Here is a 14,273-nt window from a genome sequence, read left to right as displayed (position 1 = left end):
ATACTTGTTTCTTTTGTAAAAACAATGTAAAAACGCTTGATTATCAGTGTTTTTTCGTTTATTGTAGGATAAACAAGATAAAACACGCAAAAACAAGTAATAATAGTCAAAGGGAGAGATCGTTTATGAAGATGGTTTTTACAGATTTAGATGGAACTCTTTTAAATAGCAGCAGTGAAATTAGCACAATTAATGCAGAAGCAATTAAAAAAGCGCAAAAACAAGGAGTTGAAGTCGTGGTTGCTACGGGGCGCGCTTATTTCGATGTGCAGGAAATTTTAAAAAAAGCTGAGCTTTCAAACCTTTGGGTGATTGCCGCAAACGGAGCGACTATTCATGACCCGAACGGACAGCTCAGACATTCTGTTCCGATTGATGCACATCACGTCAAAGAAGCGCTTCAGTGGCTGGATGCAAACGAATTTTACTATGAAGTGTTTGCTGAACATGCGATTTATACGCCAAACTCAGGCCGTGAGCTGCTGGCTATTGAAATTGACCGAGTCAAAAGCGCCAATAAAAATGTGGATGAAGAAAGACTTCATCACGCAGCGGCTAAGCAGTACAGCCAAACGGGATTTGCCTTTGTTGCATCTTATGAAGATATTTTAAATACAAACGCTGAGCTTTATAACGTACTAGCTTTTTCATTTGATGATGAAAAACGACAAAAAGGCTGGGATCACTTTAGCAAACAGCACGACATGACGCTTGTCTCTTCGGCTGATCATAACTTCGAACTTGAACACAAAGACGCATCAAAAGGAAACGCATTAACATACGTTGTAAAAGAGCTCGGCGGCTCTCTTCATGATACCATTGCTATTGGAGACAGCTTTAACGACGTATCCATGCTGCAAACGGCTGGAAAAGGAATTGCTATGGCAAATGCGCACGCAGAAATTAAGGCACTCGCTGATGACGTCACATTAACGAACGATGAAAACGGAGTAGCTTCCGTTATTGAAAAAGTGTTAGAAGCACAGCTGGAAGCACATTAAAGAAAACGCTTGGCATTTGCCAAGCGTTTTTAAATGGTCATGCGGTAAATACCAACAAACCAGCTAAGCAGCGCAACTAGAAACAGCAGCCATGCGCTGGTTTTTTTTCTTTTTTGCCACTCAATTGCTCCTAAAACTAGCATGGTAAACCCGAGCAGTATATTTAAAAACGAAAGGAACTGGTAGCTGCGAGTGAGCATAATATAAAGAGCCAGTCCAACAGTAATAATTGAAAAAATAAGCTGTAATGCTTTTAACAAAAAATCTCTCCTTACTTGTAATTCACGTCTTCATTCACACACGTCACTAAAGGCTTTTTTTCAAGACCTAAAAGCAGGTTCTGTACGGCCAAATCTGCCATGCGATTGCGCGTTTCGTACGTAGCACTTCCAATATGCGGTGTCACTAGCACATTTGAAAGCTGCAGCAGCTTATGATCTGCCGGAAGCGGCTCTGGGTCTGTTACGTCGAGTGCGGCATACGCAATTTCTTCATTTTTCAGCGCTTCGTACAATGCTTCCGTATCCACTAACCCTCCGCGCGCTGCGTTCACAAAATACGCGCTGTTTTTCATGGCTTTAAATTCAGCTTCTCCGAACATGCCTTTGCTTTCATTTGAAAGCGGCACTAAGCATACGATACAGTCAGCTGTGTGAAGAAGTTCTTCAAATGAAAGGTATACGGCATCAAGCTCTTTTTCTGCTTCATGCTTGCGGCTTCGGTTGTGATAAACGATGTTCATTCCCGATGCCTTTGCTCGTCTGGCAACGGCGTTTCCAATATCGCCCATTCCAACAATACCAAGCGTTTTTCCAAATAAATCGACGCCAAATACCGTTTCCCAGTTTCCTTGTTTTACTTTTTCATAGCCTTCATGAATGCGGCGAGCTGCCGACAGCAAGAGACCAAACGTTAAGTCAGCCGTTGCTTCTACTAGCACGCCTGGCGTATTGCTAAACGGCACCCCTTTTTTGGTGCATGCTTCGACATCTACACTGTCATACCCGACGCCCGATTGAGAAATAACGCCCAGATTCGGCGCTGCTTCTAGCAGCTCTTCGTCCACTGTAATGTGGCCGATATTAAAAAAGCCGTCGGCGTCACGAAGCCAGTCGCGCAGCGTTTCTTGTGGAATCTTTCCTTCTCCTTCCCACATTTGAATATCGCAGTGCTCCGCTAGCTTCTCATAAGCGTTTGGCCACGTTTTTCCAGACATAACAACTTTGTATTTCCCCATGTGTATCTCTCCTTTTCATTATTCACTCATATGTATGAATAGTAACTAGCTATCCTATCATAAGCCTACTATAAAGATGAAACTTTTTCCATTCAGTAATCGTATTTATAGTAAGGGGGAATACGAATGTTTGAAGATGAAATGATATTTGAAGATGATCCGTCCGGAGATGACATTGTTTTTGAAGGTGATGTGCCCGATGACGTAAGCGGAGGCGCTTTTTTTCCAGATGACGCGTTATTTAACGGAATGCCTACGTTTGTGATGCTATTTTTTGTTATTGTTATTGGTCTTTTTTTATTTTCTATTTTTAAAGGGATCGGCACATGGAGTAAAAATGAGCAGTCTCCCCGCCTTTCCGTAAAAGCAAAAATTACGAGCAAACGTACAAACGTTCATCGCCATGGGGGTCACGCTCACGAACATCATCACTCTCACACGTCTACAACTTACTACGTAACCTTTCAGTTTGAAAGCACCGACCGCTCTGAATTTACTGTTTCAGGCCGCGAATACGGCATGCTTGCAGAAGGCGATGAAGGAATGCTGACGTTTCAAGGGACTCGTTTTTTGGATTTTCAAAGACATCCAAGTGAAGAACATACAGATGCTTAGCTTATGACCTCTTGCTTTTAGAGGTCTTTTTTACTGGAATGAGGCATTTATACAGCAAACGACCTATTTGTGCCCTTTTTACACTGTAGAAGAACGTTAATCCGTATAAAAACATACCGTGTAACACATTCATTTAAGCAGGCAGGTGATTTTATGTATTCTCCTTATTCAGGCAGCGGCATCTACTACGGACATTACGGAGAAGCCCCTCATTCGCACCCCATTCAAACAATACTGACCCAATACTGGCACGAAACCCACTATCCAGGTCCACACAAAAAATATGTACACGTGTATTATCTTAACCCGGCTTCTCTTCATTATTATCCAACCTACTGAACTATTTTTTGTAAAAAATTGGTGATTTATAAACTTTTTTATTGTAAAATTAATCCATATATTTATTTATTGGAAAGGAGGTTAAAAACAGTGCGTAATTCTACAGCAAAAAATAGTGTGATTGTCACCACTTTGCTTTCCGCCCTATTTTTCTGCTTCATTTTGGTTCTTGGTTCGCTTTCTCCTCTAGCAGATTCAGGTCCCAATGTTAATACGTTCGGCTCAACTGGGCTGTGGTTATCTCTTGGCATGGTTCTATTTTTATACCTATTGCCTTTAGCTTTTTATATGTTGGGAATGCATTTCTTAAAATTTGTGATGGCCGCTTTTTGCAGCATTGGCCTTTTGATCGCTGCTAGTACTCTATTACTGATGCCGGCTCTGTTTTTATTCGGATTAGAAGATTTCTCAGGAGGCTTATCTTCAATTATAGGAATAATGATTTCTTGTTTAGGTTTGCTGATTACGAATATTATGTGGTTTGTTGCTGCGTTTAAAAGACCGTCAGCCACCGTGCAGGAAAGCGTTTAAGATGGTGAAGAGGAGCAGCTACTGCTCCTCTTTTTATAGCTCGGTAAGTAAAAAGTGCAAATATAACGAAGTAGCCTTTGTGCTTACTGTTTTTTATACATAACATCAAATTTCATTACATATTTTTATATAATGAAAGACCACTTAAACGGAAAACGATAGTAGATGCAAGATTGAAAGAGGTTTTGTTTTTGGTGACGTTATTTTTGACAAATGTGCTGCTTGGTCTTTCGATTGCCCTTCCCGTTGGTACGGTGACGATTGAAATGACAAAACAAGGTTTAAAAAACGGTTTTCTGCACGGTTGGGTTGTTGGACTCGGGGGCATGACGGTTGATTTATTACTAATTGTGCTTCTTTACTCTGGACTGGCTTCTGTTTTATCGGCTCCTTTTATACAGCTTGTCATGTGGCTCATAGGAGCGCTTTTTTTACTTTATATTGGCTATGACAGCATTAGACATGCCGACCATGATATAACGGCTCCTGGAGAACACGTAAAAAAGTCGTTTGCCTCTTCTTATGTGAACGGGATCTTTGTTGCGATTTCTCCTAGCAATCTCATTTTTTGGCTGAGCGTGTTTGGAACGGTGCTTACAAATTCGCTTCAATCCTCTCATTCTTTTCATTTCCTGCTGATTGCTGCCGGAATATTAACAGGGATTTTAATTCATGACCTAGGCTTAATGACGATTGTCTCTGGAACTAGAAAATTGCTGAATCAGCTTTATATTAAATGGGTTTCGATTGCGGCAGGGTGTATCTTAATCGGTTTTTCATGCTATTTCCTTTACCGATTTATTGGGAATCTGCGCATGTACTTTTAATGTTTCTACATATTTTATGACTTGCTATATCCCCTCTTTATCTAGTATAGAGAGGGGATTTTTATCATCTATCAGGGACTATCAGACAAAAAGTTCACAATTTCGTCACATTTCTATTGGTTTTTTTCTCTTTTTATACGAAAATATAAAAAAGGGAGGAAATATCATGAAAATCAAAAAAGCACTTCGCATTTTTATTGGAGCAAACGTTCTTGTATTATTAACATTTGGCCTTCTTCCAGCATTATTAGTTAACCCTGATATTGACCTAATCCAATCATTTATTAATTATATAGGCAAGGATTAATTCCGCTTTAAATAGTCATAATTTTCAATCTATCATTTCCATAAAAAAGACAGCACAGGCTGTCTTTTTTAGTAGGCTTGAGAAAACTTATTTCACTTTTATTTAGTTGAAAACAGCTTTTTAACATCTACTTTTTGATCTTTAACAATCGTATATGCCGCCTGTTTTTTATCTTCAAAGTTAAATGCTTTTATGTAGTCATTATCGTAAATCGTTAATCCGTACGCATCTTTTCCATTTTCGACGATTTTCACCCAGTAAGCCTGGTCAAATTTTGGGTCGAGCTCCTTGCTTTTTTTTACTTCTACTTTTGCCAAGGAATGTACGATTTTCTTTATGTCTTTTTTATCATCTACTACACGTTTTCCTTCGTCCGTATCTATTTCAATACGCGTAACGTTTGCTTCATCTACTTTTATGACGTCTTTTAACTGATAGGCTTTCCCGGTATATGTAAAATAAAAGACGACGATAAATAAAAGTGCAGCTATAATAATCGTTCTCTTTTTCAAAAGGAACCTCCTTTTCTACATCACGCCGCATTCACGTGATACACCTTTTTATTCCTCCTGTTCCGCAGCCTTTTAGTACAATACTGCTTCCTACAAGTAAACTATAGATTAATCCCGGAACAGGAAGTATTAACGTTACCATCAACAGTACCATGCCCGTACTTGTAAGAGCTACTCCTGCAGCTCGATTTTTCATTCATCTCACCACCGTTGCTCTGTAAATCTCTTTTTTATAAAGTGATAGAAGTAATATTGATCTACTGTTTACTCATGTGCTTTTAGCTTATAGTACAGAAATGTTAAAACTTCTACTAGTAAGATCGCTCATGATTTATGAAATAAAAACAGCTCATCTACTGTTGCTTCCAGCTCCTCAGCCAGCTGAAAAGCAAGGGTCAAGCTTGGATCATACTTATTGTTTTCAATTGCATTAATCGTTTGTCTCGATACGCCGCATACTTTTGCCAGTTCGTCCTGAGACATTCGCTTGCTTTTACGCAGTTCTTTAATTCGATTTTCCACCATTCATCACTCATCTCTAAAATGTAAAAAACTTTTTACATCCATATCTTATATTATCTTCCTTGTTACTGTCAAATATGTTTGACAAAGGAGAGTCTTTTACATAACGAGATCAATCCAATCTAAAGACGAAAAAATGAGAGAAATGATTGAGTATAAATCGCTTGTGACACCGCTATTGATTTCCGTGCAAGGCTTCACTTTCCGCGGGCGGCCGCTAGAAGCAACGAAATAGATTAAACACATGTTCACCCTCACAATAAAAAAAGCCGTATTTATTCATGTAAATACCACTTTTACTTTTACATATTTAAAATAACTACACAGAAATTAATATAAAAAAGCACAACCTCCTTAAAAGAAGCTTGTGCTTTTCTATTTCATTGTCTCTTTGTTAAAGCTCCTTGCTCATATTAAACCACTGGACGCCTGCATGCTGAGACTCCGCAACTCCTTGATTGATATATCCGTTTTTTTCGTAAAAAGGAATCAATTCTTCTTTACATGTTAAAGTAACCGTTAAGCGCTGTTTGTTCCGCGCTTGTTTTTCAAACTCTCGTAGCAGCATACTGGCAATTCCTTTGTGATGATGCTTAGGATTTACGACAATCCCTAAAATACTTTGATGACCGCCTGTCTCAGGGTTCGAAATCGTTTTTTCAAACAAATCATCCGTAATAAACGGAGCTGAAATGACGGGACCGTTAACATATCCGATTATTTCTTCATTTTCTTGGGCGATGATAAACGTATCAGGAATGGTGTTGATCCGCGTGATAAATGCATCTTTTGAGGCAGCTTCTTCAGGTGTAAAGCCTTTGTTTTCTAACGTAATTAATTGGTTTAAATCTTTTTCATCCACTTTTCTTATCAGCATTGGAACGTTTCCTCTCATTATGTATTTCTCTTTTTTCTCTAAAAGCTTCTATTACATATAACTATCTCTTTCTACTATATATAAAAACGTCCAAACAAAAAAGGATTGACCTCTGCATCATACAGAATTCAATCCTACTTCGCTTTTTAATTAACGTCTTGGTTATTTGATAAATGCACCAAACGGCTTGCCCACCGGAAGCACAACTCGACCGTAGTGAGTATTTAATACAGCCGCTGCAGATCCATAGAATGAAAACAGAGCAATTAATAGCTCTGACACTGCTGCTAGTAAGTGCGTGTATTCATATGCCATACCAAATGTACTTAGTGATAATCCAATGAATAAGAAATCAATTAACACAAAAATAATAAATAATACTTTATGAGTGCCCATTGCTCCAACTGTCATAAAAACGCTGAAAATTAAGTAGCCGACAAAAGCAAATGCGAGCTGTTTTGGATCGGCTTCTTTTGCGAGCGCTTCCCCAAATGCTCCAAGCTGAATAAGCCATGTCATAGCTACACCTAGCCAAAATAACCCGAAGGCACCAAAAGCAGTTGCTCCGAAGGTATTATTATGTTTGAAATCTTGCATAGACGCGATTAACTGCCCTATTCCGCCTAAAAAAATCGCCCATGGCAATACCAATGAAACACCATCGGTTACCCCAAGCTTTTGAAACGATGCAACAAGTGTCACCATGGCAAGTCCGAATAGACCTAGTGCTGATGGATCCGCTGTTACAATTTTAACGTGCTGCGTGCTGTTGTTACTCATGTTGTACCTCCCTGATTTTAAAAACACCTTTAAAAAGATACAAAAATGTAGGGGAAGTGTCAATGGATATTTTTGGCCTTTTAAAAACCCATAAGACCAAGCAGTGTAGCGTTTACACTGCTTGGTCTTTACTTTCTTATCATTAAACGTTTTGTAATAAATTTTTTCTGGTTTGTTTTGCAGACTCAACCATCACTTTTAAAGCTTCAACCGTCTCGCTGATTCCTCTTGTTTTAAGGCCGCAGTCGGGATTAATCCAAAATAATGCAGGATCAAGTACTTGCAGAGCGCGGTCAATGTTTCGCTGAAGCTCTTCAAGCTTCGGTACGCGCGGGCTGTGGATATCATATACGCCAAGTCCGATTCCTTGATTGTACGTATGTTTTTCAAACGCATAAATTAGTTCACCGTGGCTTTTAGATGTTTCAATAGAAATCACGTCGGCATCAAGCGCTTTGATTGCATCAATAATCTCTTCAAATTCTGAATAGCACATATGGGTGTGAATTTGCGTCTCGTTTTGCACCGATACCGTGGCTAGCTTGAACGCATACACCGCAGCGTTTAAGTAGCTGTCCCAGTTTTCTCGTTTTAACGGCAGTCCTTCACGCAGCGCCGGTTCATCTACTTGAATCATCGAGATGCCCTGACTTTCAAGTGCTTCTACTTCTTTTCTAAGAGCAAGCGCAATTTGATTTGCCACGTCGTAGCGCGGGATATCATCACGCACAAACGACCAGTTTAAAATCGTAATCGGACCCGTCAGCATTCCTTTAACCGGCTTATTGGTTAAAGACTGTGCGTAGACCGTTTCTTTGATCGTCATCGCCTGCTCGTACGATACATCTCCGTAAATAAGCGGCGGCTTCACGCAGCGAGAACCGTAAGATTGCACCCAGCCAAACTTCGTAAACTGAAAGCCTCCTAATTTCTCACCGAAGTATTCGACCATGTCCGTACGCTCAAACTCTCCGTGCACAAGGACATCTAAGCCGATGTTTTCTTGAATTTCGATCCATTTTTTTATTTCCTCGTTAATGTACGCTTCATATGCTTCATCGCTTAACTCGCCTTTACGCCATTTTAGACGCTCTTTTCGCACTTCTTTTGTTTGCGGAAAGCTTCCAATCGTTGTCGTTGGAAGAAGCGGCAGTTGAAAAGCTTCTTGCTGAACGCGCTGACGTACGTCAAACGGCGCTTGTCGCTCTGCTTTATAGCTATGCAGCTGCTTCAGCTCTTTTTGCACGTCTTGATGATTTCGAAAAGATGATCCATTTAATGCTTGAATTGCCTGTTTGTTTACGCTTATTTCTTCTTCTATTGCTTCTTTTCCTTGCTGCACCGCTTTTGTTAAAAGCGTGATTTCCTTCAGCTTTTCATCTGCAAAAGACAGTGCGTTTTTTAGAATTGGCTCAATGGTTTTTTCGCTTTTCACCGTGACAGGAACATGTAATAAACTTGATGAAGGCTGCAGAATCAAACGGTCTTTTGATACGGCTTTTTCAATTTCACTGATCGTTAAAAGCTGTTCGTCCAAATTTTCACGCCAAATGTTTCGTCCGTCAATCACTCCTGCTGCCAGCACTTTATCAGTTGGAAAACCATATTTATTAAGAGCCGTGAGATTTTCGCCTCGGTCATGCACAAAGTCTAAACCGATTCCTTCAACAGGAAGAGACACAACTTCTTTGTAGTGATCAACGCTGTCAAAATACGTTTGCAAAATGACTTTTACATTCGGTGACGCTTCCTTCAAAGTTTGATAGACTTCTGTGTACAGTGCCAGGTCTTCTTTTGATAGCGTTGTAGCTAAAACCGGCTCATCTATTTGTACCCACTCTACTCCTTCTGCCTGCAGCTCCGCTAAGATAGTTGCATAAAGCGGAACAAATTGTTCAACTACTTCTTTAAACTCACTTTTTTTATATCCTTTTGACAGCTTCACAAATGTTACTGGACCTAAAATAACGGGCTTGCCTTCAATATTCAGCTTCTGTTTTGCTTCTTTGTAAAATTGAAGCGGGCGATTTTCTACAAGTGCGGGCGTACATTTGTCAAGCTCTGGTACGATGTAGTGATAATTTGTGTTAAACCATTTTGTCATCGTAGAGGCTACCGCACCTTTTGTTCCTCGCGCGATGTCAAAATACGTTTCAAGCGATACCGGTCCTCCGTCATAATCAAAGCGCTTTGGCACTAGACCAAACATAGTCGCTGTATCTAGCACATGATCGTATAAGCTAAAATCGCCGACTGGAATTAATTCAATCCCTGCGTCACGCTGTTTTTTCAGATTCACTAGACGAAGAGCTTCAATTTCCTGCAAAAAGATATCTTTCTCTAGTTTTCCTGCCCAAAACTGCTCAAGCGCTTTTTTCCATTCTCGTTTTTCACCAATTCTTGGATAACCTAAGTTTGAACTTTTTACACTGCTCATTTTTTCCACTCCCTGTATATTTTTTATCGATAAACTAAAAAATCTCTCTTTTCGAAATGAAAAGAGAGATGATACGCATACTTAACTAAAGTTGAGATATCCTGTTTTTCTCAACACGTATTCCTCACTCCTCTCTATATCCCGTAGAGCTTAAGTGCATACAACAGGCAGGTCTCCTGACTTAGGTTCATCGCTTCCTATCCCTTCCCATTTCAATATGAAACAGTGGTTAATAAGTTGCTCCCCATTACAGTGGCGGGACCGCGCCGGCTTTTCACCGGTCTTCCCTTTTAAGCTGCATACATTCGTTACACAGCACCTGATGCATTTTTATAAAATTGTTCATTCAAAACATATTCACATAAAATAAAAAGCCTCTCTATCATGAATAGAGAGGCATAGTATCTATGAAATCCTCTCTTATTTTTCAAAGCTGTACGCTTTGCAGGATGTAGCACCTTTTCAACAAAAATGTTAAATGGTTGCCGGGCTTCACAGGGCCAGTCCCTCCGCCTCTCTCAATAAGAGTTTTAATTGTTTATAATATTTTGAATGTAGAGTCATCTTAACACCTTAGATTTATGTTGTCAAAAATTTTTTTAAAAAATCAGTTTTCAGGAGGCGTTGACGCTAATTTTTGCCTTAATAATTTGTAATCATCTTTTCGATGTGTTTCGATTAAATCTTTTGCTCCCTGGTGATATCCTGACGAATAAATGTACTCTACCGCTGTTTCGATAAGCTTTCTTTTTTCTTCGGCACACTCCCGGTCCATTAGGGGGAACAGTCTACCTAAAAGGTCATTTAAATCTTCCTTGATAAAACGATCAAGTCCTTCTTGCATCTTTTCATTTGCCATGATTGCTCCTCCATTTGCTGTGTATGTTCTAAGCCTCTATAAACAGGCATTTCACTGTAAATTTTAAGATAAAGTTAAGTCATTAAACAGTATATCAAGTGAATGTTTTTCTTCAATTACATATGTAATACAAATATATGACAAATATAGAGAATATATCATCATTCATTATCTATTATAACGTTTGACTGAGCCTTCTGCTACAAGGTTTCGTACGGTTTTCCAAAAGAGGTTGAGACATCACGAAATGAATCTAATCTAAAGACAAATGGGTACATGAGCTGAATCACTTTTGACACCGCTGTTGATTTCCGTACAAGACTTCGCTTTCCGCGGGCGGTCGCTGAGCCTCCTCGTCACATACGTTCCTGTGGGGTCTCACCTGTTCCGCTTTTCCCGCAGGAGTCTTCGTCTTGTCCTCCAATCACCTGCTAGAAAGACCTATACACATGAAACCTACGTTTACCCTAACAAAAAAGCGAACCACTAATCACACATCTTGATCGATGATTCGTTTCACTTCGTCCAAAACCCTTTTGTTCCAGCCTCTTTTTTTGAACCTAGCTTTCTACTTTCTTGTTTTTACAAACAATGTCTTCGAGGTCCTCCAAAATCCTTCCAAAGAAGAGGACCTAAAATGTCGTACCTGCTTACAAAAAACTCTGTAAAATTATAATTATTTAAAATTAAAGGCGGCTCAAAATCAAGGGGAGCACCGGCGCCTCCTGACAATACAAAATCAGTGCCTCTTCCAAGCGTAAACGACCCGTTTCTATTTTTTCTAATAAACTGCTCGTCATACGCATGCACGTGGCTGACTAACACTTTTTTCACGCGGTGTTCTTGAATTAAATCAAAAAATTCTTGACTTTGAGGAGTCGTTACAGGAAACCCTTCAAGGTTTGTCCACCGACCGATATTTGGCTGTGCATGCATGGCTATAACGGTATTACGAGGAGCACCCTCTAGCTGCTGTTCTAAATAATGAAGCTCTCTATCTGTAAATCCATATATTTTGTTTTTGGGACTGATGACATTATTTAATGCGATGCACCGGAAGTTAAAGACAGGAATATCAATGACCCAGTGTACTTTTCCGATAGTGGCTCTGAAGTTTTCGAGATTGCTTTCATCAAGGTACAGTTCATCATGATTCCCTACGCATACAAACATAGGAATGTTTGGTGCGATTCTTTCAACAACTTTAACAAAATGCTCCAAATACTCTTTTTTCCCTGTATAGACGGTGTCTCCCCCATGAATAATAAACAGCGGGTTCAATTCTACCGCCTTTTTTAACACAAGCTCAAATTCACCGCTCATCGTGAAACAATCATCGTTTGGTCCGTCACCTCTGCTGTCTCCCATAAAAACAAAGTTAAATGGATCTCTCGGGTTTAATTGTTTAATTCTTTGCTTTAATAACTTTTCAGAACGTTCATGAAGCGTCAAATTCATCAACTAGTTAATCCCCCTATTAATAAATAAATTTAGTTAAAAGTAAACAAGCTTACTTATTTATATGAGAAATTGTTGGTGAAGGTCACTATCTTCTTGTAAGCAGAACGCACATTTAGCTTTCGTTTTAGAAATTGCTAGTTATGAATATCTATTAAAGTCCACACTATAATAAGCTAACCTATCTTTTCATTTTATTAGGCACTAATATGACAGGGTAAAAGCTGAAATCTCTGTATCTACTACTAAGAAAGAGGCTGGGGACAAACAAAGGCCGACATGAGCTGAACTGCTTTTCCCGCAGGAGTCTTCGCCTTGCTCTCCAATCAACTGCTAGAAGAAACGAAACAGCTGAAACCTGCGTTCACCATAAAAAACGAACCACTAATCAAAGTTTTTGATTAGTGGTTCGTTTTTTACTTCAGCTAAAATACTTTTATCTCAGCACCTTATATTTAAAACATTTACGACCATTAAACATATTTATTACGCTCAACTGGAGGTACAGAGCTTCTTCCAGACCTAGCTGCCATGTCCGTTTCAATTTGCTCTAGGCTACGTCCTTTTGTTTCAACAACTACAAAACGTATGAAGAATAATCCGAGAATACAAATGATCCCGAACGTTGAAAAGATAACGCCCAAACTAAACTGATCAGCTAAAATTGGGAACACAAGCCCTACTGCCAGCGATCCAGTCCAGTTAAAAGCAGATGAAATCCCAGCACCGATTCCGCGTACAGAAAGCGGGAAAATTTCTCCTACAATGATCCACGTAAGCGGCGCCCAAGAAAACGCATAGCAAAGGATAAAGCAGCAAAGAGCAATTAACGTAACCCAGTTAACAACGACTTCATTAACGCCTAACGCTCCTAGAATAGCCGGTGTAAAAAATGAAAGAGCCATACCCGCGCCGCCAATCGTAAGAATGGTACGGCGGTTGAATCTATCGACAAACTGCAGAAAAATAAGTGTTGTCACGACAAAGATTACCCCAACAATAACCGTAAAACCAGCAGCTACCTGCGGGGCTAAACCAACTTGACGAGCAATGCTTGTTGCATAATAAACAATTGAGTTTGAGCCTTGAATCTGCTGAAAAGTTGCCATTCCGACGCCGATTATTAATGCTAAACGAAACTTTTTCTGAAACAGCTGCTTAATGCCTGATTGTTCATGCACAGCTACGCTTTCAATTTCAGACACTTCAGCTTCTACTTCAGCTGTTGAGCGGCGAAGCGTACGCAGCACTTCACGCGCTTTATCTGGCATTCCATTTTTAATTAAGTAGCGCGGCGACTCTGGAAGCTTGATCATACCGATGCATAATACAATTGCAAAAATACCGGCGCTGCCAAGCATTAATCGCCAGCTGTTTGGAACCGGCTCAAAAATAAAGGCTACGATATAGCTTAATAATAATCCAATTACAATCATTAGCTGATTTAAACCTGAAAGCTTCCCGCGAATATGAGCGGGTGCGATTTCTGACATATAGGCAGGAACCAAAGAAGAAGCCGTTCCTACTGCTGTACCTAAAAAGACGCGCGCAATCGTTAACGTAATTTCCTCTGGTGCAATCGCTGAACCGATGGAGCCTAAAAGAAAGATGATCGACGAAATTAAAATTAACTTTCTTCGTCCAAACTTATCGCCTAATAATCCGCTTAAAATGGAACCGATAATTGCTCCTCCCATTAGCGACGAAACCACAATCCCCAGCCAGAGCGGACTCAAATGAAACGCTTCACGGATATGACCTTCTGCACCAGCAATAATCCCAATATCATAACCGAATAAAATACCGGCAAATGAGCCGAAGAAGAAGATAAACTTACTTGATACTTTACTCATGATTATAGATCCCCTTTGTATTGTCTTAGTTTTGCTTCCTATCACACAAATTTAAAACGCTTTCATTTATTTCTAAAAACGGCGTTCTTTTACTAACACTATATTTTTACTTCCAAGG

Annotated in this window: 16 protein-coding genes, 1 pseudogene and 2 riboswitches; of the genes and pseudogenes, 5 read left to right on the top strand and 12 right to left on the bottom strand. The window is 39.7% G+C overall.

Annotation, left to right across the window (positions count from 1 at the left end; genetic code table 11):
* Window positions 1-125: 125 nt before the first annotated feature.
* Window positions 126-1,001: a Cof-type HAD-IIB family hydrolase gene (locus AC2YJL_RS06540; protein WP_230933215.1), complete on the top strand. Its 876-nt coding sequence runs from the start codon at window positions 126-128 to the stop codon at window positions 999-1,001.
* Window positions 1,002-1,030: 29 nt separating this feature from the next.
* On the opposite strand, the gene AC2YJL_RS06535 is transcribed toward AC2YJL_RS06540, so the two are convergent.
* On the bottom strand, window positions 1,031-1,261 hold the full coding sequence (locus tag AC2YJL_RS06535; RefSeq protein WP_230933216.1) for a DUF3953 domain-containing protein: 231 nt from the start codon (window positions 1,259-1,261) through the stop codon (window positions 1,031-1,033).
* An 11-nt stretch (window positions 1,262-1,272) separates the two neighbouring features.
* Window positions 1,273-2,238 carry a 2-hydroxyacid dehydrogenase gene (locus AC2YJL_RS06530; RefSeq protein ID WP_230933217.1) on the bottom strand — a complete coding sequence of 322 codons (966 nt, stop codon included), beginning with the start codon at window positions 2,236-2,238 and terminating at the stop codon, window positions 1,273-1,275.
* A gap of 126 nt (window positions 2,239-2,364) precedes the next feature.
* Here AC2YJL_RS06530 and AC2YJL_RS06525 point away from each other — a divergent pair, with 126 nt between their 5' ends.
* The 4 genes from AC2YJL_RS06525 to AC2YJL_RS06510 all read left to right on the top strand — a co-directional run bounded on the left by AC2YJL_RS06525 (window position 2,365) and on the right by AC2YJL_RS06510 (window position 4,857).
* The gene (locus AC2YJL_RS06525) at window positions 2,365-2,853 is read left to right on the top strand and encodes a DUF2500 domain-containing protein (protein WP_116374049.1); all 489 of its coding nucleotides are present in this window, start codon (window positions 2,365-2,367) and stop codon (window positions 2,851-2,853) included.
* 429 nt (window positions 2,854-3,282) lie between these two features.
* Window positions 3,283-3,723 (top strand): DUF5391 family protein, encoded by a 441-nt coding sequence (locus AC2YJL_RS06520; RefSeq protein WP_251568564.1) that lies wholly within the window; start codon window positions 3,283-3,285, stop codon window positions 3,721-3,723.
* Between the two features lie 194 nt (window positions 3,724-3,917).
* Window positions 3,918-4,550 carry a LysE family translocator gene (locus tag AC2YJL_RS06515; RefSeq protein ID WP_487374728.1) on the top strand — a complete coding sequence of 211 codons (633 nt, stop codon included), beginning with the start codon at window positions 3,918-3,920 and terminating at the stop codon, window positions 4,548-4,550.
* Window positions 4,551-4,716: 166 nt separating this feature from the next.
* The gene (locus AC2YJL_RS06510) at window positions 4,717-4,857 is read left to right on the top strand and encodes a hypothetical protein (RefSeq protein WP_162871496.1); all 141 of its coding nucleotides are present in this window, start codon (window positions 4,717-4,719) and stop codon (window positions 4,855-4,857) included.
* A 98-nt stretch (window positions 4,858-4,955) separates the two neighbouring features.
* Here the strand turns inward: AC2YJL_RS06510 and AC2YJL_RS06505 are convergent, their stop codons facing one another.
* The 10 genes and pseudogenes from AC2YJL_RS06505 to AC2YJL_RS06460 form a co-directional block, all read right to left on the bottom strand.
* Complete coding sequence (locus AC2YJL_RS06505) at window positions 4,956-5,369, bottom strand: DUF5301 domain-containing protein (protein ID WP_230933219.1); 414 nt, start codon at window positions 5,367-5,369, stop codon at window positions 4,956-4,958.
* A gap of 31 nt (window positions 5,370-5,400) precedes the next feature.
* Window positions 5,401-5,565 carry a hypothetical protein gene (locus AC2YJL_RS06500; RefSeq protein WP_230933220.1) on the bottom strand — a complete coding sequence of 55 codons (165 nt, stop codon included), beginning with the start codon at window positions 5,563-5,565 and terminating at the stop codon, window positions 5,401-5,403.
* A gap of 128 nt (window positions 5,566-5,693) precedes the next feature.
* Window positions 5,694-5,894 (bottom strand): helix-turn-helix transcriptional regulator, encoded by a 201-nt coding sequence (locus tag AC2YJL_RS06495; protein ID WP_082178506.1) that lies wholly within the window; start codon window positions 5,892-5,894, stop codon window positions 5,694-5,696.
* Between the two features lie 391 nt (window positions 5,895-6,285).
* Window positions 6,286-6,786, bottom strand: coding sequence for a GNAT family N-acetyltransferase (locus AC2YJL_RS06490; protein WP_230933221.1), 501 nt, complete (start codon window positions 6,784-6,786; stop codon window positions 6,286-6,288).
* Between the two features lie 144 nt (window positions 6,787-6,930).
* Complete coding sequence (locus AC2YJL_RS06485; RefSeq protein ID WP_230933222.1) at window positions 6,931-7,548, bottom strand: acetate uptake transporter; 618 nt, start codon at window positions 7,546-7,548, stop codon at window positions 6,931-6,933.
* A gap of 142 nt (window positions 7,549-7,690) precedes the next feature.
* Window positions 7,691-9,985 (bottom strand): 5-methyltetrahydropteroyltriglutamate--homocysteine S-methyltransferase, encoded by a 2,295-nt coding sequence (gene metE, locus AC2YJL_RS06480; protein WP_230933223.1) that lies wholly within the window; start codon window positions 9,983-9,985, stop codon window positions 7,691-7,693.
* Between the two features lie 149 nt (window positions 9,986-10,134).
* Window positions 10,135-10,323, bottom strand: a riboswitch (cobalamin riboswitch).
* Between the two features lie 79 nt (window positions 10,324-10,402).
* Window positions 10,403-10,513, bottom strand: a riboswitch (SAM riboswitch).
* A 79-nt stretch (window positions 10,514-10,592) separates the two neighbouring features.
* The gene (locus tag AC2YJL_RS06475) at window positions 10,593-10,844 is read right to left on the bottom strand and encodes a hypothetical protein (protein ID WP_025750813.1); all 252 of its coding nucleotides are present in this window, start codon (window positions 10,842-10,844) and stop codon (window positions 10,593-10,595) included.
* 200 nt (window positions 10,845-11,044) lie between these two features.
* A pseudogene (locus AC2YJL_RS06470) lies at window positions 11,045-11,272 on the bottom strand (hypothetical protein).
* A 154-nt stretch (window positions 11,273-11,426) separates the two neighbouring features.
* Window positions 11,427-12,302, bottom strand: a complete 876-nt coding sequence (locus AC2YJL_RS06465; protein WP_487374727.1) for a metallophosphoesterase family protein — start codon at window positions 12,300-12,302, stop codon at window positions 11,427-11,429.
* Window positions 12,303-12,775: 473 nt separating this feature from the next.
* Window positions 12,776-14,155, bottom strand: a complete 1,380-nt coding sequence (locus tag AC2YJL_RS06460) for a sugar porter family MFS transporter (RefSeq protein WP_121945662.1) — start codon at window positions 14,153-14,155, stop codon at window positions 12,776-12,778.
* Window positions 14,156-14,273 lie beyond the last annotated feature (118 nt).

It is taken from the genome of Priestia sp. SRI_019 (assembly GCF_057586255.1).
The sequence above is the reverse complement of the archived record's forward strand: the minus strand, read 5'-3'. Positions and strand labels throughout refer to the sequence as shown.

Bases quoted from the DNA above. Each gene is read 5' to 3' on its own strand.
- AC2YJL_RS06485 (WP_230933222.1), bottom strand. From the start codon at position 7,548: ATGAGTAACAACAGCACGCAGCACGTTAAAATTGTAACAGCGGATCCA.
- AC2YJL_RS06495 (WP_082178506.1), bottom strand. From the start codon at position 5,894: ATGGTGGAAAATCGAATTAAAGAACTGCGTAAAAGCAAGCGAATGTCT.
- AC2YJL_RS06475 (WP_025750813.1), bottom strand. From the start codon at position 10,844: ATGGCAAATGAAAAGATGCAAGAAGGACTTGATCGTTTTATCAAGGAA.
- AC2YJL_RS06500 (WP_230933220.1), bottom strand. From the start codon at position 5,565: ATGAAAAATCGAGCTGCAGGAGTAGCTCTTACAAGTACGGGCATGGTA.
- metE (WP_230933223.1), bottom strand. From the start codon at position 9,985: ATGAGCAGTGTAAAAAGTTCAAACTTAGGTTATCCAAGAATTGGTGAA.
- AC2YJL_RS06490 (WP_230933221.1), bottom strand. From the start codon at position 6,786: ATGAGAGGAAACGTTCCAATGCTGATAAGAAAAGTGGATGAAAAAGAT.
- AC2YJL_RS06525 (WP_116374049.1), top strand. From the start codon at position 2,365: ATGTTTGAAGATGAAATGATATTTGAAGATGATCCGTCCGGAGATGAC.
- AC2YJL_RS06530 (WP_230933217.1), bottom strand. From the start codon at position 2,238: ATGGGGAAATACAAAGTTGTTATGTCTGGAAAAACGTGGCCAAACGCT.
- AC2YJL_RS06540 (WP_230933215.1), top strand. From the start codon at position 126: ATGAAGATGGTTTTTACAGATTTAGATGGAACTCTTTTAAATAGCAGC.
- AC2YJL_RS06465 (WP_487374727.1), bottom strand. From the start codon at position 12,302: ATGAATTTGACGCTTCATGAACGTTCTGAAAAGTTATTAAAGCAAAGA.
- AC2YJL_RS06460 (WP_121945662.1), bottom strand. From the start codon at position 14,155: ATGAGTAAAGTATCAAGTAAGTTTATCTTCTTCTTCGGCTCATTTGCC.
- AC2YJL_RS06510 (WP_162871496.1), top strand. From the start codon at position 4,717: ATGAAAATCAAAAAAGCACTTCGCATTTTTATTGGAGCAAACGTTCTT.